Annotated in this window: 19 protein-coding genes; 6 read left to right on the top strand and 13 right to left on the bottom strand. The window is 40.2% G+C overall.

The genetic code is table 11. From position 1 onward, the window contains the following. Positions 1-205: 205 nt before the first annotated feature. Complete coding sequence (gene cyoE / locus MHH68_RS07220) at positions 206-1,123, bottom strand: heme o synthase (protein WP_003211774.1); 918 nt, start codon at positions 1,121-1,123, stop codon at positions 206-208. A gap of 393 nt (positions 1,124-1,516) precedes the next feature. Between cyoE and MHH68_RS07215 the strand changes: the two genes are divergently transcribed. After that, positions 1,517-2,440 (top strand): heme A synthase, encoded by a 924-nt coding sequence (locus MHH68_RS07215; protein WP_058014073.1) that lies wholly within the window; start codon positions 1,517-1,519, stop codon positions 2,438-2,440. A gap of 39 nt (positions 2,441-2,479) precedes the next feature. Here the strand turns inward: MHH68_RS07215 and MHH68_RS07210 are convergent, their stop codons facing one another. The 5 genes from MHH68_RS07210 to glsA form a co-directional block, all read right to left on the bottom strand. Beyond that, complete coding sequence (locus tag MHH68_RS07210) at positions 2,480-3,913, bottom strand: deoxyribodipyrimidine photo-lyase (RefSeq protein ID WP_339165675.1); 1,434 nt, start codon at positions 3,911-3,913, stop codon at positions 2,480-2,482. A gap of 99 nt (positions 3,914-4,012) precedes the next feature. Next, a complete protein-coding gene (gene pyc, locus MHH68_RS07205) occupies positions 4,013-7,459 on the bottom strand; it encodes a pyruvate carboxylase (RefSeq protein WP_058014075.1) in 3,447 nt (1,148 codons plus the stop codon). A gap of 80 nt (positions 7,460-7,539) precedes the next feature. Continuing rightward, positions 7,540-8,751 carry a putative lipid II flippase FtsW gene (gene ftsW, locus MHH68_RS07200; RefSeq protein WP_169056450.1) on the bottom strand — a complete coding sequence of 404 codons (1,212 nt, stop codon included), beginning with the start codon at positions 8,749-8,751 and terminating at the stop codon, positions 7,540-7,542. A gap of 208 nt (positions 8,752-8,959) precedes the next feature. Then, entirely contained in the window at positions 8,960-9,241 is a 282-nt protein-coding gene (locus MHH68_RS07195) for a YlaN family protein (RefSeq protein WP_003212509.1), read from the bottom strand. A gap of 121 nt (positions 9,242-9,362) precedes the next feature. Then, the gene (gene glsA / locus MHH68_RS07190; protein ID WP_180309061.1) at positions 9,363-10,292 is read right to left on the bottom strand and encodes a glutaminase A; all 930 of its coding nucleotides are present in this window, start codon (positions 10,290-10,292) and stop codon (positions 9,363-9,365) included. A gap of 120 nt (positions 10,293-10,412) precedes the next feature. Here glsA and MHH68_RS07185 point away from each other — a divergent pair, with 120 nt between their 5' ends. Continuing rightward, the gene (locus MHH68_RS07185; RefSeq protein ID WP_339165674.1) at positions 10,413-10,895 is read left to right on the top strand and encodes a peptidyl-prolyl cis-trans isomerase; all 483 of its coding nucleotides are present in this window, start codon (positions 10,413-10,415) and stop codon (positions 10,893-10,895) included. A 15-nt stretch (positions 10,896-10,910) separates the two neighbouring features. Here MHH68_RS07185 and MHH68_RS07180 read toward each other — a convergent pair whose 3' ends face one another. Continuing rightward, positions 10,911-12,233, bottom strand: coding sequence for a PhoH family protein (locus MHH68_RS07180; RefSeq protein ID WP_034619937.1), 1,323 nt, complete (start codon positions 12,231-12,233; stop codon positions 10,911-10,913). Positions 12,234-12,372: 139 nt separating this feature from the next. Between MHH68_RS07180 and MHH68_RS07175 the strand changes: the two genes are divergently transcribed. Together MHH68_RS07175 and MHH68_RS07170 are read left to right on the top strand one after the other, a co-directional pair. Further along, positions 12,373-12,993 carry a YhcN/YlaJ family sporulation lipoprotein gene (locus MHH68_RS07175; protein WP_058014078.1) on the top strand — a complete coding sequence of 207 codons (621 nt, stop codon included), beginning with the start codon at positions 12,373-12,375 and terminating at the stop codon, positions 12,991-12,993. Positions 12,994-13,094: 101 nt separating this feature from the next. Next, positions 13,095-13,325 carry a YlaI family protein gene (locus MHH68_RS07170; protein ID WP_012009835.1) on the top strand — a complete coding sequence of 77 codons (231 nt, stop codon included), beginning with the start codon at positions 13,095-13,097 and terminating at the stop codon, positions 13,323-13,325. 31 nt (positions 13,326-13,356) lie between these two features. On the opposite strand, the gene MHH68_RS07165 is transcribed toward MHH68_RS07170, so the two are convergent. Both MHH68_RS07165 and typA read right to left on the bottom strand, forming a co-directional pair. Beyond that, positions 13,357-13,680: a YlaH-like family protein gene (locus tag MHH68_RS07165; protein WP_003210819.1), complete on the bottom strand. Its 324-nt coding sequence runs from the start codon at positions 13,678-13,680 to the stop codon at positions 13,357-13,359. Between the two features lie 54 nt (positions 13,681-13,734). Beyond that, positions 13,735-15,573 carry a translational GTPase TypA gene (gene typA / locus MHH68_RS07160; protein WP_012009833.1) on the bottom strand — a complete coding sequence of 613 codons (1,839 nt, stop codon included), beginning with the start codon at positions 15,571-15,573 and terminating at the stop codon, positions 13,735-13,737. A 114-nt stretch (positions 15,574-15,687) separates the two neighbouring features. Here typA and MHH68_RS07155 point away from each other — a divergent pair, with 114 nt between their 5' ends. Both MHH68_RS07155 and MHH68_RS07150 read left to right on the top strand, forming a co-directional pair. Next, positions 15,688-15,867, top strand: a complete 180-nt coding sequence (locus MHH68_RS07155) for a DUF5325 family protein (protein ID WP_003211596.1) — start codon at positions 15,688-15,690, stop codon at positions 15,865-15,867. Between the two features lie 273 nt (positions 15,868-16,140). Further along, positions 16,141-16,776 (top strand): hypothetical protein, encoded by a 636-nt coding sequence (locus tag MHH68_RS07150; RefSeq protein WP_012009832.1) that lies wholly within the window; start codon positions 16,141-16,143, stop codon positions 16,774-16,776. A 40-nt stretch (positions 16,777-16,816) separates the two neighbouring features. Here MHH68_RS07150 and MHH68_RS07145 read toward each other — a convergent pair whose 3' ends face one another. Genes MHH68_RS07145 through MHH68_RS07130 form a run of 4 tightly spaced genes read right to left on the bottom strand, consistent with a single transcriptional unit; the run spans position 16,817 to position 19,806 of the window. Beyond that, a complete protein-coding gene (locus tag MHH68_RS07145) occupies positions 16,817-17,113 on the bottom strand; it encodes a zf-HC2 domain-containing protein (protein ID WP_061407687.1) in 297 nt (98 codons plus the stop codon). Beyond that, positions 17,110-17,628 carry a sigma-70 family RNA polymerase sigma factor gene (locus MHH68_RS07140; protein WP_061407684.1) on the bottom strand — a complete coding sequence of 173 codons (519 nt, stop codon included), beginning with the start codon at positions 17,626-17,628 and terminating at the stop codon, positions 17,110-17,112. Before MHH68_RS07140 ends, MHH68_RS07145 begins: the two co-directional genes overlap by 4 nt. Continuing rightward, entirely contained in the window at positions 17,628-17,891 is a 264-nt protein-coding gene (locus tag MHH68_RS07135) for a hypothetical protein (RefSeq protein WP_061407681.1), read from the bottom strand. Before MHH68_RS07135 ends, MHH68_RS07140 begins: the two co-directional genes overlap by 1 nt. After that, positions 17,881-19,806 (bottom strand): hypothetical protein, encoded by a 1,926-nt coding sequence (locus MHH68_RS07130; protein WP_061407680.1) that lies wholly within the window; start codon positions 19,804-19,806, stop codon positions 17,881-17,883. Before MHH68_RS07130 ends, MHH68_RS07135 begins: the two co-directional genes overlap by 11 nt. Between the last annotated feature and the right edge of the window lie 99 nt (positions 19,807-19,905).

Here is a 19,905-nt window from a genome sequence, read left to right as displayed (position 1 = left end):
CACCCATCCATAACCCCCGCCTCTTATAAAAGCACTTACATTTCCTCTTTTCATAAAAAAATGATGTTTTTACTCAAAATACCATCTATGTATAAACAGAAAGCCGCCTAAATAGAACTGAATATCAGGCGGCTTTCATAGTTGTTAGAAAATGTTGTGTTATAAGATATAGCCTTGTTTTGATGTGATCAAAGTGTATTTTACTCTAGAATAGTGTAATAATAATCATCGCAACGAAAAAGATGGTTAAGTAATTTAATGAATAAACGAACATGAGCGTTGACCACTTCATGACGTCTTTCATTTTAAAGCCCATAAGGCCAATGACAAGCCATCCAATATTCAGCAATGTGCCAAGTGCGACAATCGGCCATCCTAATCCACCTAAGAAAAATGGAAGCGGGAGAAGACATGCTGTCCAAATGATGATTTGGCGTTTCGTGACTTCAAAGCCATAAACGACTGGCAGCATTGGAATACCTGCCTTACGGTAATCTTCCGTTTTCTTAATCGCAAGTGACAGGAAGTGCGGGATCTGCCAAATGAACATAATCATAAACAAAACCCAAGCCGTTGTGTCGATTGTACCTGTGACAGCTGTCCAGCCGATTAATGGCGGCACTGCACCAGACACACTTCCAATAACGGTATTGATGGTGTAATGACGTTTAGACCACATGGTGTAAAGAACCGCATAAGTAAAGACTCCAATAAATCCAATCACTGCTGATGTTATGGTTGTCATCAGAAGCATGATGAGTCCAAGTACAACAAGCAAAATACCAAATGCATACGCTTGCCCCGGCTGAATCTTACCTGTAACCGTCGGTCTTGTTTTTGTTCTTTCCATTAATATATCAATATCACGGTCAAACGCATTATTAATGGCGCATGAACCGGCAATAATAAGAGAAGAACCAATCATTGTTAACAGCACAATATCTAGATTCCCAAGGAAACTCATCCCTGTAAAATAAAAAGCAAGCCACATTCCAGTAAATGTCGTAATGAAATTGGAATTGACGATGCCCATTTTAATCAGAGCAAGAAAATCTTTCCAAGCTGTTGTTTCTTCTATTTGTCCATGAATAGCTGCTTCCGCGGCTGTTTTGGAATTTGCCAATGTGTATAACCTCCCTTACCCAAACCTTCAAACGAACTATGAAACGTAAATTCGTTACAACTCTATCATACAAGATAAACAGCTGTAAAAAAACATCCTATTAAATAATAAACGACAATCTCGAAGTTATTTGTGAACTTTTCGTGAATTTATTAGGATTTATCTGTGTTTCAGAAGGCGGTGCAAAATGAAATATTCTCTCCTCTATTTCTATCAGACTGTGAAAGAAAGATCAAGCACTCTAAATCTGTAAACTTTGTGAACTAACATATCATTTTTTTGTGAACTTTGGTCATTATGAATTGCAACAGAACACGCATTTGGCTTAAACTTGAGAGCATGTGAGGTTTTTCATTTAAATCAGAAGTTTTTTAGAGAAGGTGAAATAATTTGATGAAATTTGCTTTAAGGTTATTGAGCGTGATCACAACGTTTGTGATGCTGATCGTTTTGATTGGCGGTGCGCTTGTGACGAAAACCGGCTCGGGTCTTGGCTGCGGCAGGCAGTGGCCCCTTTGCCACGGTCGTTTCTTCCCTGAAATGAACCCTGCTTCCATCATCGAATGGAGTCACCGCATGTCAACAGGGGTTTCAACCATTCTTGTCTTGGCACTGGCGGTCTTATGCTGGAAAAAGATTAGTCCAGTATTCCGTGAAACCAAATTTTTGGTCATCATGTCGATTATATTCTTACTGCTACAAGCGCTGTTAGGGGCTCTTGCCGTCGTGTTTGGTTCCAACGCACTTGTCATGGCTCTGCACTTCGGTATTTCACTCATTTCTTTTGCTTCAGTGTTATTGCTTGCGCTACTTGTATTCGAGGCAACCCGATCTGAAACAAAGCTTGTGAAGCCGCTTCATATCGGCAAAAAAATGCAGTTTCATATTTATGGTTTGATCACCTATACGTATATCGTGGTGTACACGGGTGCTTATGTGAGGCATACAAAGTCAAGTCTTGCTTGCTCTGTCTTCCCGTTTTGTTCAAAAGACGGTGCACTTCCAGCGTACTTTAATCAGTGGGTGCAAATGTCTCACAGAGCAGCAGCACTTCTTTTATTCGTCTGGATATTTGTTGCGATGTTTCATGCCATGAAACATTATAAAGAACAGAAGCAGCTGTATTATGGATGGATTATTTCAGCCATTCTTATTACACTTCAAGCGATTTCAGGTGTGATGTCTGTGTATTCTCATCTCGCACTTGGTTACGCGCTAGCTCATTCATTATTTATTTCCGGTTTGTTTGGCGTACTCTGTTACTTCTGCTTACTTATTGCCCGGTTTAAATATGAAAGCAAAGAACCATTCAAATAAGAATTTGTATCCCCCTTCCATATGGAATGGGGATTTGTTTTATTGTTGTTTTGCTTCTTCAAATAGCGAAATGGCTTTTTTGCGTCTTTCCTGGTGGTCTACCGTCGGCAGCGGATATGTATCACCTAGCACACATCCCGATTTCAATTGCTCATCAATCGGCATTTTACTTGGTTCATGAATCCATTTTTCATCGACATACTCTAGCTCTGGTACATATTTTCTAATATATTCTCCGCTCGGATCAAATCGCTTTGACTGAGTGGTCGGGTTGAAAATACGGAAGTACGGCACCGCATCAGTTCCGACTGAGGCTGCCCACTGAAATCCTCCGATATTTGACGCCTCATCATAATCTACAAGTTTTTTTGCAAAATACGATTCGCCCTTTCTCCAATCAATCAAATAATCCTTTGTTAAAAATGAGGCTGTGACCATTCGCAAACGGTTATGCATCCAGCCTTCCTCATTTAACTGTCTCATCCCTGCATCAACGAGTGGAAAGCCTGTTTCTCCTTTACACCAAGCTTCAAACAGCGTCTCATCTTCATTCCATTTCATCCCTTGGAACTTCAAATTGATTTCTTTTTCTTTCATCTCGGGATAATGCGCATAAATCATATGATAAAAATCACGCCAAGCCAGCTCTTTAATAAAGGTCTCTCTGCCCTCATCTTCATAGAGTGCTTCTTCATATATCGAATGAAAGATCGTTCGAATTGAAATAGTACCTGTTTTTAAGAACCGCGACAGCTTGCTCGTTCCAAAAACAGACGGAATATCACGTTTCTCATGGTAACGTGTTAATCTTTTTTGGATAAAGTGATGCAGCGTGCTCATCGCTTTGTCTGAGCCAATTTGATCAAACTTCCTTGAGCAGCCCTTTATCAATTCTCGCAGTTTATCATTTCCTTTTTGTGAAAGTGACTCATCACAAATCGTATGCCCACTGCTAAAAAATGATTTGTCAACTTTTATCACAGGCTGCTTCTCTTGCTTACGCCATGATTGATAGTATGGGGTAAACACTTGATAATGTGACCCATCTGCTTTTAAAATATCTAGCGCCCCGTGAAGATGTGTATCTTGCCACATTGACACATGAATGCCCTTCTTACCTAAAAAATCGGTTACTTGCTTGTCACGCCTTTGGCCGATACCCACTTCATCTTCATTAAAAAAGACGGCTTTGATGTCATACACATCCATGACCTGCTGAAAGGCGCGCAGGACATCATCATGGAGAAGGTGGACATACACTTGAGATTCTCTCGCTTCCTTGACGAAATGCGCCAAGCTTTGAAAGAAATGTTCGTTATTTATATCCATTTCCATTTCAGTAAAAAATGGATCTAGATGATAAAGAGCCAATAATTTGTACTCATGTTTTTTTGCATATGTGATCGCTTTTGACAAGGCGATATGATCATCCAATCGCAGATCTCGGCGAAACCAAATCACGACAATTTCCAACTTTCTTCACCTCACTCTATAGTGTAATCACTCTCGCAGGCTGCTGCACATTTTAATGCGCTCAAAAAAAGACACATCACGATGGATGTGTCTCAATTATTATTCAGGCTTTAAAACAATGAGCAGATCTCCCGTTTGAATCGGTTCTCCATTTGTCACATGTATTTCATCTACGACCGCAGTGAATGGAGCTTGCACAGTCGTCTCCATTTTCATGGCTTCATTGATCATCAAATGCTCACCTTGCGAGATTTTCTGTCCTTTTTCCACGAGCACTTTGATGACAGTGCCTGGCATTGATGCGGCAATGTGATTTGGATTTGAACGGTCCGCCTTCATTTTTTCTTGAACGGATGATTTGATGCTTTCATCCTTAATGACGACTTCACGAGGCTGTCCATTTAGCTCAAAGTAAAGAACTCTTGTGGCATTTGGATTCGGTTCTCCAATTGACACGAGTTTAACAATGAGGGTTTTTCCTTTTTCGATTTCTACCTCAATCTCTTCACCAAGCCTCATCCCGTAGAAAAACGTTGGTGTGTCAAGAACAGAGATGTCTCCGTAACTTTCTGCTGTTTGGACAAATTCAGAAAAGACTTTCGGATATAAGGCATACGCAATTGCGTCTTTCTCTGTCAGCGTCAGATCATGAGATTCTTTAAACTGCTGCTGAATAGCTTCAAAGTCAACTGGCTTCAGCTTTTCACCAGGTCTAACAGTGAGCGGCTCTTCTCCTTTTAAAATCAGCTTTTGCAATTTTTCAGGGAATCCACCATGCGGCTGGCCTAAATAGCCTTTAAATAGTTCCACAACAGAATCAGGGAAGTCTAAAGTTGCTCCTTTTTCATAGACATCTTCCTCTGTTAAATCATTTTGCACCATATAAAGTGCCATGTCTCCGACTACTTTAGAGGAAGGAGTCACCTTCACAATATCACCAAACATGTCATTCACACGTCTGTACATTTCTTTTACTTCGTTCCAGCGGTCGCCAAGCCCGACACCTTTCGCCTGCTGCTGCAAGTTACTATACTGTCCGCCAGGCATTTCATGCTCATAAATTTCTGTATGAGGTGAATTCATGCCGCTTTCGAATTCACTGTAGTATTTTCTAACAGAATCCCAGTATTGAGAAAGGTGTTCGACCGATTGGACGTTCATGTCTGGCTTTCTTTCATGCCCATCTAAAGCATAGTACAGTGAGCTTGCGCTTGGCTGCGATGTGAGTCCCGCCATAGAGCTGACGGCCACATCGACAATGTCAACACCTGCATCAATTGCCCTTGCATAGGTGAACAGTCCATTTCCACTCGTATCATGCGTATGAAGATGAATAGGGATTGTGAGCTCATTTTTTAAAGCAGTGACTAACTCATAAGCTGCCTGCGGCTTTAATAATCCCGCCATATCTTTAATACCTAAAATATGCGCACCGGCAGATTCAAGCTCTTTCGCAAGAGATACATAGTACTTAAGATCATATTTCGGACGCGATGGATCGAGAATGTCCCCCGTATAACAAATCGCTGCCTCTGCCACTTTGCCTGATTCACGAACAGAATCAATGGCAAGTGTCATGCCTTTCACCCAGTTTAAGCTATCGAAAATACGGAACACGTCAATGCCTGCTTCGGCCGATTCCTTTACAAATGCTTTAATCACATTATCCGCATAGTTTGTATATCCGACAGCGTTTGATGATCTTAAAAGCATTTGGAACAACGTGTTTGGCACTTCTTGGCGAAGCTCTTTTAATCGCTGCCAAGGATCTTCTTTTAAGAATCGGTACGCAACATCAAATGTAGCACCGCCCCACATTTCCATACTAAACAGCTCTGGCCATAAACCTGCTGTTGGCTGGGCTACTTTCTTTAAATCATGAGTTCTGAAGCGGGTCGCAAGCAGAGACTGATGCGCGTCCCTAAAGGTTGTATCTGTTAAAAGGACGCTCTTTTGTTCTTTCACCCAATTGGCAAGACCCTCAGGTCCATGCGCATCTAATAATTGTTTAGTCCCAGATGGAATCTCTTGCTTGAGAGGAAGCTTCGGTACAACAGGCTTGTCAAAATGAGGCTTCTTTTTCTCCGCAATACCAGGGAATCCATTAATGGTCACGTTACCAATATAAGTCAGCATCTTCGTTCCACGGTCTTTTTGTTTAGGGAAATTAAATAGCTCTGGCGTTGAATCGATAAATGACGTATCGTATTCCCCTTTTAGAAACTTCTCATGCTTTGCCACGTTTTCAAGAAACGGAATGTTTGTTTTAATCCCGCGGATTCTGAATTCCTGTAAATTTCGAACCATTTTAGCAGCAGCTTGGTCAAATGTGAGCGCCCATGTGGACAGCTTGACCAATAGAGAATCGTAATAAGGTGTAATGACTGCACCTTGAAAGCTGTTCCCTGTATCAAGTCGTACACCAAATCCTCCGCCTGAACGGTAGGCCATAATTTTCCCTGTGTCTGGCATAAAATCATTTAAAGGATCTTCTGTTGTAACCCTTGATTGAATGGCAAAACCATGTGTGAAAATATCTTCTTGCTTTGGTATACCGACTTCCTTGCTGTGAAGGTCATGACCTTTCGCGACAAGAATTTGGGTTTGGACGATATCGACACCTGTGATCATTTCAGTGATCGTGTGTTCTACCTGTACCCTTGGATTGACTTCAATAAAATAAAACTCTCCATTTGCAACAAGGAATTCTACAGTGCCTGCATTGATATATGATACATTCCGAGCCAGCTGAACAGCCGCTTCGCAAATGTCTTCACGCAGTTGATCTGTAAGAGACACACTTGGCGCCACTTCAATGACCTTTTGATGCCGCCTTTGAACAGAGCAGTCACGCTCATATAAATGAATGATATTGCCGTGATTGTCACCAATCACCTGCACCTCAATGTGTTTCGGATTTTCAATCAGTTTTTCAACGTATACTTCGTCATTTCCAAAAGCCGCTTTTGCCTCTGACTTCGCACGGTCATAGGCTTCCTTCAGCTCCTCTTTCGTTCTGACAATCCGCATACCCCGGCCGCCGCCGCCTAGTGAAGCTTTAATAATAAACGGGTAACCGTATTCTTCACCGAATTTTTCGACTTCTTTGACCGAATCAACTGGTCCGTCACTTCCTGGAATGACTGGTATTCCGGCTTTTTTCGCTTCTTCTCTTGCCTTTACTTTATCTCCAAACATATCTAAATGCTGAGAAGTTGGACCGATAAATTGAATGCCTTCCTCTTCGCATCGTCTTGCAAAATGAATATTTTCAGATAAAAATCCGTAACCTGGATGGATTGCATCCACGTCATTTCGTTTTGCAATTTCGATGATCCCCTCGATATCAAGGTAGGCATCAATCGGTTTTTTTCCTTCTCCAACTAGATATGCTTCATCTGCTTTATAGCGATGATAAGAGCCTGAGTCTTCTTTGGAATAAATGGCTACTGTACGTAAATTGAGCTCCGTACAGGCCCTGAAGACTCTGATAGCAATTTCCCCTCTGTTTGCAACTAGAACCTTTTGAATTGTTCTCTGTGACATTTCTCACTCCTCCATATCCCTTAAAATTTTATATGTACTCTATAATAAAGGAAGAAATGAAAACTGTACACTTTTGTTTTCTAAAGATTCAAAGTTTTCTGCAATCCATTTTTTTGAACTGGTGGTTTGCTCATTGATTTTTTCTTTTTGTAACGCTCTTTATATTCAGTAAACATGCTGATATTCAGCAATATTCCCATACAACCGCTTAGTAAAATGATAGATGATCCCCCGTAGCTAATAAACGGAAGTGTGACCCCAGTAATCGGAATCAAACCTGAAACACCGCCTAAATTAATGCATGTTTGGATCGCAATCATGGAGGAAATTCCTATTGCAAGCAAACTTCCAAATGGATCTTCACACTTTCTTGCAATATAAAATCCTTTCACGACGATGAAGCCAAGAAGAGCGAGTACAAAAAATACTCCGAAAAAGCCAAGCTCTTCTGAAATGATTGCCATGATAAAATCGGTGTGCGGCTCTGGAAGATACCCGTACTTTTGAACGCTTTCTCCTAGACCCAGTCCAAAAAAGCCGCCTGATCCAATGGCATAATAAGAATTAATCAATTGATGTCCAGTAGCTCCTGCATCTTTAAAGGGATCTTGGAAACTCTCAAAACGCCCGAGACGATTTTGCGTGAAAATTTTATCCCAGAACAGAATAATAAATGGGGTCACGACGACCATCACGGCACTAAATAAGGCCAGCAGCTTCGCAAGTGTTTTCCCGCTAAACCCTGAGCATAAAATCATCGCAAGAGCAATCATCCCAATGATAAAGGCTGTCCCATAGTCTGGCTGCAAAATGATAAATCCGCATAAGATCGAAACAACCACAATTGGAGGTGTGACTCCTCGTAAAATATGATCAATATAATGCTGCTTTTTCGCATACACAGCAGCAAGATAAATAATGACGACAATCTTTACAAATTCAGCTGGCTGAAGGCTGAATGGGCCTACTTTAATCCAGCTTCTAGCGTTCCCTGCAATATGACCGCCAAAGTACACATAGATGAGGGAGAATACGGATAGCAGCAGCATACCGATCTGAAATTTCTTATTTGAAAACAGCTGATATGGAACGAGTGCCGTAAAGAGCAAGATGACCGCTCCAACGATCATAAATAAAAGCTGTTTCTTAAAAAAATTATCTGGCGCGGCATCGTATCTAATCACAGATGTAATCATACTTGAGCTATACACCATGACCAAACCGAATGCGCTAATTAAAATAATGGCGAACAATAATGAGTAGTCATACGATTTTAGCATTCTCTTTAACATATAATCCTCTTCCTAACGTCTGTTTCTACTGCTTGATATCCTCTTAGCTGTTTTTATTCTACTACATTTTCTCCGTTTGATCTCGTTTTACCTCTTTTATATTGTTCGTCATTCATGAAAGAATCAAGTCCGTTTGACATGAATCAATGAAAAAAATAGAGGACAAAAAAACTCAAACTTATGTTAAGGAAGTTTGAGTTTTCAATCACTATTTTTTTGTGAACGCATCATGAAGTGCGGAAAGCTCTCTCTCAAGTTTATCGAGTAGTTTCTTACCTTCATGTTGATCAACTAATCCAAGCCGGACAGCAAAATCAATTTCTCTCGATAATCCGAACATTTGAGTATCTAAAACCTCTTCATAAAGAGGACATTGCGGCATCGTTAAGTTGTCCATTTGCACTTGGATCAATTTTAAAATTTTATCTGCATCCAATTTTAATAAAGCCAGTGCTTTTTGCCGATGATCGACTAAAATTTCTGACGCCAAAAGTATCCCTCCGTTCCCCAGGCGAGTACCTAATTCTTCTATTTATCATAAAGCGAAACGCCCAAAATTGCAAGCAGATTTGTACAGTTCGCTTGTAAAAATAAAAAGAAGCCTTCCTCCATTAAAAGATACTCATCTCGTATTTTTCACTCATCAGCTCAAGCAGCTTAATTCCAGCAATACTATTCCCTTTTTCATCCAGAGCAGGACCGAAGATACCGATCCCAAAATCATATGGTGCAGCTCCCATAATTCCGCCTGAGACACCGCTTTTTGCAGGAATTCCGATGTTAATGGCAAATTCTCCGCTCGCATTGTACATGCCGCACGTCACCATAAAAGTTTTACAAATTCTAGCGACATCTTTTGAAAGAATCTGCTTCCCCGTTTCTGGATGTCTGCCGTCTAATGAAAAAACACAAGCAATTTTTGCCAAATCCAAACTATTCATCATGATGGCACATTGTTTCGTATAGACGTCCATGACTTCCTCTACGTTCCCTCTAATAATATGATATTGCTTCATATAATAGCACATCGCCCGGTTAATCATGGATGTCTCAAATTCGGAGGCAGCTGTTTCCTTGCAGTATGTAATGCTTTTGTCATTTGCAAGCTCTCTAATGAAGCTGAGCAACCGGCTCAGCTGATCTTGCGGAGTCGCTCCTCTGATTAAACTCGTGACTGCGAGCGCCCCTGCATTAATCATTGGATTCAGCGGTTTATTCGGACTCGCTGTTTCCAGTTTAATCATTGAATTAAACGGGTCACCTGTTGGTTCTTGTCCAACAAATTGAAAGACTTTTTTTGGCCCTTCTTCTGAGAGCACAAGCGCCAGTGCTAATACTTTTGAAATACTTTGAAGGGTAAATCGTTTATCTACATCTCCCGCTGAGTGGCACGTATTACTCACATGATACACTGCCACAGATAAATCCGTCTGATCCGCTTTGCCGAGAGCGGGAATATAGGATGCTACTTGACCATCTTTGGCCACTTTTTTTGCTTCTTCTACAAATCGTTGAAGCTCTTCATTGTCGCGACATGCCATGCCTCATACACTCCCTATCTTTCATGTATGATTAGTGTGTACAAGGTGCAGCATGTTTATGAAAGTGACAAAGCGGACGAAAACTTCTATAATTTATGTTGGAAAGGGGTTGTCTTGAACATGAGCATCATTCAAATCAAGGGGAACGTACAGTACAAGATCACCATTGATCCAAGTGTATGGATTTTTGATGACCGCAAATTTTTAATGGATTCATTTTTTAAAAAAAATGCAGCAAGTGAAGAGAATCAGCTAGATCAGGAGCTTGACCAAGAGCGGGTGATAAGAGAAGGTCAAACTCTTCCACCCACGTTAAAAACAGAGAAGAAGTACGAAAAGGAAAGACTCGTCACAGGCAGCTTCGGGATGAAGCTTGGCGATATGCTAAAAAATGCTGAGCCGCTTGAACATGCGGATACATGCGAATTTGTCACAGAAACAGGTACTATTGCTGTACCACTTTCTCAGGCAATGGAAAGCATTGCTCATTTCAGCCAGCATGGTAAGCCAATCACAGAAGAAGGACCGATCCATGTCTATTTCGCGGATCAGTCCAACCTCACTCAGCCGATAAAAGGTGTCAAAGAGCTAAACATTACATAAGACAAGGGGTCTGGACTATAGCAAATCAGCGGCAAGCTGTGCAAGTCCAGACCTTTCTCCTTTGACAAGCTTGACATGTCCAGATATTTGCTGCCCTTTGAACCGTTCGATCACATACGTAAGCCCATTATTTAAGCTGTCTAAATAAGGATGATCAATCTGCTCTGGATCTCCCATCAGCACAATTTTACTTCCCTCTCCGACTCGCGTTAATAATGTTTTCACCTCGTGCTTTGTTAAATTCTGCGCCTCATCAATGATAATAAATTGATCAGGTATACTTCTCCCCCGAATGTACGTCAATGCTTCGACTTGAATAGATCCAATTCCCGCCAAAATCGCATCAAGCTCACCTGGCTTTTTTGTATTAAATAAAAACTCTAGGTTGTCATAGATCGGCTGCATCCATGGTCTTAGCTTTTCTTCCTTTTCTCCTGGCAAATATCCGATATCTTTCCCAACAGGCACGATGGAGCGCGCCACGATCAACTTTTTAAACATACCGAGGTCCTCTGTCTGCATTAATCCGGCAGCAAGTGCAAGCAATGTTTTACCAGTCCCCGCTTTTCCAATCAGTGTCACGAGCGGAATGTCACGTCGCAAAAGCAGCTCGAGCGCCATCGTCTGTTGGACGTTTTTTGGACGAATTCCCCAAATATGCTCTTGATCATAAACGAGACGCTTTACATGCTCTGCCTTTTGATCAAGCATTCCTAAAGCAGAACCACCTTCATTTCCCTTCATGATGACAAATTGATGAGGGTTGAATGGTGCACTTGTGACCTCTTTTATTGGTAATTGATTTTGCTTATAAAATGTATTCAATTGCTCAGTTGGAATGTAGAGCTCATGATAGCCATTATCGATGTCTTCATTTTGCAAAACACGGTCACTTAAGAAGTCTTCTGCTTGAAGCCCTATAGCATCCGCCTTTACCCGCACTAACACATCCTTGCTGACCAAGATAACAGGCCTGCCATGAGGTTTTGTTTCTTCCTCTAAGCTTAAATTTTTCGCGACTGCCAAAATTCGATTATCGTTTGTTTTTTCAATAAAAATTTCTTGAAGCTCATGAAAAGAGCGGTGATTCAGTTCAATGCGCAGCGTCCCTTTTGACTCTAGTGTAATTTTTTCATGCAGTTTCCCTTTCGATCTTAAACCGTCAATTAGGCGTGAGACGCGCCGGGCATTTTGCCCAACCTCGTCCATATATCTCTTTTTTGAGTCTACTTCTTCTAACACAACGGCGGGTATGACGACCTCGTTGTCTTCAAATGAAAAGATTGAATTCGGATCCTGTAATAACACGTTTGTGTCTAATACATAAATTTTACTCAGGTCCTTCGCCTCCTGATCGGGGTTTCATTCATCCTGTCTTTCCCAAAACGATTGTTAAAATATATGTTTTCATGAATAAAGTTAGAAGGTTAATTCAACAATAAAATAAATCATGCAGTTTGTGAAGGAGGGTATACAGGTGCGACTATTTTTGACATTATTCATGATTCAAGCCATCATTCTGTTGGGCGCTTGCCAGCAGCAGGAAAAGCCAGAGGCACTTGACAAGCAGCAAGATGGACGCCAGCACGTAGTACGGGTGTCAGACTCGACTAAGAAAAAGACCAATCAAGCCCGGTCATCTACAGATGTTGCGCAGCATCTTGTCAAAGTGACAGAGCACGTAGCAGATGTCAATGATGCAACGGCGATCGTTATCGGCCGTTATGCTGTTGTTGGTATTGATGTAAAAGATGATTTAGATAGAAGCAAGGTAGAAAACATTAAATATTCAGTTGCAAAAGCACTGAAAAATGATCCAGAAGGTGCGAATGCTGTTGTGGTCGCTGATCCAGATACAGTCAGCCGATTAAAAGAGATGGGTAAAGAAATACAAGCAGGCCGTCCTGTCAGTGGGATTATGGATGAACTAGCCGCCATTGTCGGCCGCGTGATGCCAGAGATGCCGAGAAATGAAATTGATCGCCACGAAACAGATCCAACAAATGAGCCGAATGATCAGCTCAAACAAAACGATCAAAAGCAGTTAGACGAACAGCAAAACGATCAATCAAACCATCATATGAATCAGAAGAAATAAAGAGAACGGCTTATATCTCCTGTGATATAAGCCGTTTTCTACGCTGATTTTAAGTAGCTGGAAAACATGCTATAATAAATGCAATAAGTGAGGTGAAAAGGATGAGAGTGAAGTGCTCATTATGTGAGAAGCTTGAAACCATTGATGATGATACACTCGTTGCTAAGCGGTTAAGAAATCGACCGATTCATACATATATGTGCGATGACTGTCAGGAACGTATTAAAGTAAAGACAGAAGCACGCATCAAGACTGGCAGATTCTCTCTTTATCAAGATCCTGCGACGAAAGAGAAAAAGAAGAAAAAAGGAAAAAAAGAACAAAAGACATAAAAAAAGACCTGACACAAGTTCAGGTCTTTTTTTACGTATTCACTGTTCCTTCTTTTTTCGCACGATGCAACCTGATTTTATAAATAATCAAAATGGCAGCTGCCACGACTAGACCTTCCGCTACTGGCAGGAAGATACCTAGAAATGTGAGAAACGTGCAGCCAAAAATCAAAAACAAGTAAATCACGAGTGCTTTTAAAATCGGTAAACGTCTAGCAAAGCCGAGCTTAAAAACAATAATTGCTAAAACAAGGATGGTGCCATATAGGAGCCACATCCCTGTTTGCGGATTTTCATCGACACGAAACAGCATCGCGAAAAAGGATAGATTTTCACTTACTTCCTGATCATTCAAAAAGATTCCCTCCCCTTACCTTTCAGGGTTCTATCTTTTTAATTCTTCATGGAATTACGATAATCCTGCTAGCTTTTTCTTCTTCGCTGCTTTCTCACGTTCGTTTTTATCTAGAATTTTCTTTCTTAAACGAATTGATTCAGGCGTAACCTCACAGTATTCGTCCTCATTCAAGTACTCAAGAGATTCCTCAAGTGACATAATACGTGGTTTTTTCATGCTCACCGTTTGATCTTTCGTCGCTGAACGCACGTTTGTTTGTTGTTTCATACGGCTTACGTTGACAACAAGATCGTTCTCACGGTTATGCTCACCAACAATCATTCCTTGGTATACTTCAACACCCGGCTCAACGAAGATCACACCGCGCTCTTCAACGCCTTGGATTCCGTAAGCAGTTGCTTTACCTGTTTCCATTGAAACAAGTACTCCTTGACGGCGTCCGCCGACTTGACCAGACTGCATTGGCTGGTAGCTGTCAAATGTATGGTTTAAAATACCAAAACCACGAGTTAATGAAAGAAATTCAGTTGTATATCCGATTAAACCACGTGATGGCACTGTAAAGATCAGGCGAACTTGACCATTACCGTTATTGATCATGTCAATCATTTCACCTTTTCGTGCGCCCATTGATTCCATGATAGAGCCAGTGTGCTCTTCTGGTACATCAATTTGAACGCGTTCAACAGGCTCACATCGAACACCGTCAACTTCTTTTACAATAACTTCTGGCTTCGATACTTGTAATTCAAATCCTTCACGTCTCATATTCTCAATAAGAATGGATAAGTGAAGCTCTCCGCGTCCAGATACAACCCAAGCATCAGGTGAATCAGTTGGATCAACACGAAGACTAACGTCTGTTTGAAGCTGCTGCTCTAAGCGCTCTTCAATTTTACGTGATGTTACGTATTTTCCTTCACGGCCTGCAAATGGGCTGTTGTTCACAACAAACGTCATTTGAAGTGTCGGCTCATCAATACGAAGGATTGGCAAAGCCTCTTGGTGTTCAACCGGACAAACCGTTTCACCTACGTTAATGTCTTCCATTCCAGATACAGCGACAAGATCTCCTGCTTTTGCTTCGTTGATTTCCACTCGTTTTAACCCTTGGAAACCAAAGATCTTTGTCACACGGAATTGTTTCACACTGCCGTCAACTTTCATTAAGGCTACTTGCTGTCCTACTTGCATTGTTCCTCTAAATACACGACCGATCCCAATTCTTCCAACATAATCATTGTAATCAAGTAGTGCCACTTGGAATTGAAGCGGCTCTTCATGGTTATCAACTGGGCAAGGGATATGGTTAACAATGGCTTCAAACAAAGATTCCATGTTTTCATCTTGCTTGCTCGCATCGTTACTTGCTGTACCATTGATTGCTGATGCATAGACAACTGGGAATTCAAGTTGTTCTTCTGTTGCATCCAATTCAATGAACAAGTCAATTACTTCATCGACTACTTCAGCCGGACGAGCAAAGTCGCGGTCAATTTTGTTGACAACTACGATTGGTGTTAAGTTTTGCTCAAGTGCTTTTTTCAGCACAAAGCGTGTTTGAGGCATACAGCCTTCATAAGCATCCACAACGAGAAGTACACCATCTACCATTTTCATGATACGCTCAACCTCACCACCGAAATCGGCGTGTCCTGGTGTATCTAAAATATTAATGCGTGTATCTTTATAATGGATCGCAGTATTTTTAGCTAAAATCGTAATACCGCGCTCTCGCTCTAAATCATTTGAATCCATGGCTCTCTCAGCGATATTTTCATTCGCACGGAAAGTACCAGCTTGATGGAGCAATTGGTCAACAAGCGTCGTTTTACCATGGTCAACGTGGGCAATAATTGCGATGTTGCGAAGATCTTTTCGAAGTTTCACATTTTCATCTCCTAAAATAATTAGATAACTTTCATATTATATCACAATCCCCTTTAAATGCCGATCGTTTTTCTGTAAACTTATATTAACTCTAAAAAAAAGGGATGGAGACAAATGAAACAAATCAAATGGCTTCTATTATTATGTGCATTACTTGCGGTTGTCAGTATGGCGTTTATTGGGGTAACTCTTGCAGAAAAAAACGTGCTGGGTATTTGTCTAAGTATTGTGTTTGCCATGATTTTCATGGGTACAGGATTTACATTAAAAAGAAAATTAAACGTGCAATCATAAAATTTCTCAAAAGCCTTTTACATTCTATATGTAGAAGGCTTTTATTTTAGGTAAAAACAAGACCAACCACCTATGAAAGGTCGTGTATAAGACAGAACATATCATTTAGACTTGGCAAAAGTAAGCCATCTGAACCTCTCCATTTTTCGACAATAACGTTTATAGTTCTCCAAATTCAAACATAAAGTTACAATTTTCCTATTCTTACACAAAGTTTCTCGTGGTATGCTGTTCTTGCAACAAAATTTAACAGAAAAGGGAGAGAAAAGAAGCATGAAGAAGATTTTGAGCAAATCGCTCAGCTCTGTTGTATTTTTCGCTTTAGCTATTATTCTTACTTTCACAACAGTAGCTCCTGGGCAAGCAAGTGCTGCAACTTTCAAAGGGATTCCTTTTGAGCAGCAGCAAGTCATTAAAGAATTATTGGAGAAAAACGAGCGTGTCATCAACATTCTCATCAACTCATTTGTTGAGGAAGACAACAACTACACATTTGATGTGAAAAAAGCTGTTGAGCTCGGACTAACTGAAGAAGAAGCGGCGACTGCTGAGAAATTCTTAGATCGCGCAGCTGTTCTGACAATCGTTTTCAGTGAGAGCGTCACTAAAAACGAAAAAGGAAAATTGGTTTTTGATGCAGCGAAAGCTGTTGAACTTGGTCTTACAAAAGAAGAAGCAGCTAAATTTGAAAAGCTGTTTAAATCAGTGATCAGAATTGCTGATCTTGCTGGTGATGCACTTGTTTTAGACAAAAAAGGTAATGTTGTCATTGATTCAAAAATCGCAAAAGGTATTGGATTCAGCTCTACTGAATTACTTGTTTTCAACCAAATGCTGAAGAAAATTCCTCAAGAGCAATTAAAATCAGTCTATGATGCAATCCAAATTGCTAAAGAAAAATTAAGCTAAGCATGAAAACCCCCATCTGGATCGACCAGATGGGGGTCTTTTATTTCAGCCAATAAAGAATGATCATCATGACATATCCTAAACCAAACACGATGCTTGCTCGGTATATTAACTTGCCATAATAGCGCTTCTCGAACTTTCTTTTTTCTTCCATTTCATCTATATATGGCATGAGATCAGGTGTCTGTATAAGAGTGATTGGTTCTTTCATTTCTTGATAAAGTTGCCGGCAGCTCTCGCAGGTTTGTAGATGCTCGGCTATTATATTATTGGTACCCGTACTTGTGTCTCCCTCTATATAAAGGGGTAACAATTCTTCGATCAAATAACAGCTCATGTATTGAACTCCTCACAATGTAGCATTCGCTTCAGCTCTAATCTCGCTCGATGAAGGGTTGTTTTGACTTTGGATAAAGTCCAATTCAAAATTTCAGCTACTTCGTCATATGATAATTCCTGAATATCTCTTAAAATAAGGACCTCTCTATATGAATCCTTCAGCTGATTGATATGATGCCACAGCCTTTGAATGTCAGCTTGTGTTTCGACGTGGTCCTCTGGTGTCAAAAAGGACTGCTGCTCTAAGTAATCAACCTCTTCTACATTCGTAAATGTCCATTTGATTTTGCGGCGATAGTCATTCACAAATGTATGATAAGCAATGGTATAAAGCCATGTTTTCATACTAGAATGTCCTTTAAAAGAGGATAATCCATGTAGAGCCTTCATAAATACATCTTGCGCAAGATCCTTGGCTGTTTCCATATTTCCTGTCCGCCGATATAAATATTTGGTGATTTCCTGAAAATATTCTTCATAGATTTTTTCAATTTGATCAGCTGGTCTGGACATTAGAAATAAAACCACACAGTCATCCAAATCGATAAGACAATGAAAAAGAAGTATAACGAGTAAATAAACCCCTTCATGCGCTTTAACTCATTATAGTCATTCTGATCTTCAATCAGCGCTGAACCCTGTTCATTCTCTATAACAACATGCTGAAATTGCTGCTCATGTGACTTCATCCAGCTATATGCTTCGTCACCCAGCTCCCCTTCTTGATACAGTTCATATAAGTCTTGAAAGATGGCTTGTTTTTCTTTATCTGTCAAAACGGTGCACCTCTTTTGTTCGTCCATTTACTTCATAAATTTTACGCTCATTTGATCCGAAGGTTTGAATGATGACAAGCCATGAAATGTCCATGTCCCCTTCTTTGTTAATCATTCTTACTGGTTTTATTTGTTTTTTATAAATCTTAGAGGCTTTTTCACTTTTTAATACTTGCTGATAGACTTCATCACGATCTTTATTCGATATTGAATTTGATATAGACGACACTGATTGCAGCCTCAGCTTAATACCATCATGATCTCTAAACACATTCAGTAATTGAGAGGTTCGGTTAAATGTATACTGCTTGCTTTCATTAGTGCCCGTTTCTTTCCTCACGTCTTCTGGCTTTTTCCCTATGATCTTTAACAAATCCTCATCGCTGACTTTCCCTTTTTTCTGTTGCAGAAGCGTTTTTGACAACTTGAAGCTGATGATATCTTTTGTTGAGCCATTAAACACAAACTCCGATTGATCTTTTGTTGTCACCGTCACTTCATGCTGCCAATCAAAATAAAAATCATCGATGCCTGTGAATTGATAAGCTGGACGCTTTAGATTTAAATTTTTATACATGCTGTTTATCCTGTTTTTTATCTCCGTTTCTGTTAATCGGATTCCGTCTATATCCTTTAATTGAAAGATGGCGTTTCCGTATTGCGCTTGTCGAAGCGTCCCTTTTTCCCAGGTGGCAAACGCTAAACTGTCCTCTTCATTCTGAGACATTTTTGGCAGAAGAAGAACGTTCGTCTCTCCGTCCTCTTTTTGTACAGCCAATTGAATGCGATGTAGATCTATTGACCGTCCGCTTCTTTCGAAAAATTCAATGGTTTTTTCCCTATATTCTTTATCGGTCAGTTCCTTTCCCTCTACACGACCTTGATAAGAATATCCGCTTAATTCACCTGTAAACGCAGAAATATTCACTTCATACTGATCATCTGCAAACACGTAATAATAAGGGATAGGCTGATGACTAGCATTTAAATATAACGTCTGATCCGCTGGTACAAATTTTGAAGCGAATTCTTTTGCACTTATTGCAGATAAAGGGCGATATTCTTCTGAGAAAGTATCGACCAATTCCGTTTTGGTGAATTGGAACATAGTATGAGGGATATTAACGATTGGGTTGAGTAATAGTAGAAAAAAGCCAGCTATACAACCAGCGCCCCACTTCCTTAACCTCACCTTGTCCCGTAGTAAAGCACATAACAAATAAATCGTCATAAAGCTTCCTGCTGCCGCAGCTAAAATCACAATTGATTTAAATGAAGATTGAAGCTCATACTTCGTGATAGAAGGATAAAATATATAAAGCAAGGCTGCAAAAATCAAACCATAGAATAAAATCAATTCCTTCCACTTCCAGTGCCAAAACAAGCGAAAGAAAAGGTGTAGCAACAAAGCGGCAAAGCAAGCCATAGCCAAAATGGGTATCATATCTCTCCATACTAGCCCCGTATCACCGCTAAGAAAGAACTTTTTGTTTTCAGCAAACACAATAAACACTGTTTGACATAAAGGCAGAAGTAATACAGATAAATCAAAAGCAAAAAACATACCTTTATTTTTTAAATAAGGAAGAGTAATAACATAGTACAGTGATGCAAGCAAGACATACCCATAGATCAGAAATTGCATGAAATCTGTCAGCACTTCAAATGTTTGGATCGTATACTGTCTAGCTAGCACTTGGTGGCTCATTTCAAGTGTCATTCCGCCTAGCAGGACTACTCTTAATACAAGCCCAGCATAAAATACATAACCACTTTTCTTTTCTTTCCATATAGGAAGTGTCATAAAAAGGACAAATAGTCCAAGTACACACCATTGAATAATACGGATACTGTACTCGTTTAAAATAAAATACCTTTCAAAATGGAGGGATAAATCACTAAACAAATCTAACATTAAAACACAATCCTTTACATCAAATTAAGGCCTCGTTCGTATAGACATTTCTCTTTCCAAAAAGTTTCATTAAACACAAAAAATCACTTCATTCTCATG

Origin of the sequence: Bacillus sp. FSL K6-2841 (genome assembly GCF_037976435.1) — a bacterium.
Taxonomy (GTDB): Bacteria; Bacillota; Bacilli; order Bacillales; family Bacillaceae; genus Bacillus; species Bacillus pumilus.
This window is presented reverse-complemented; position numbering and strand designations above follow the sequence as displayed.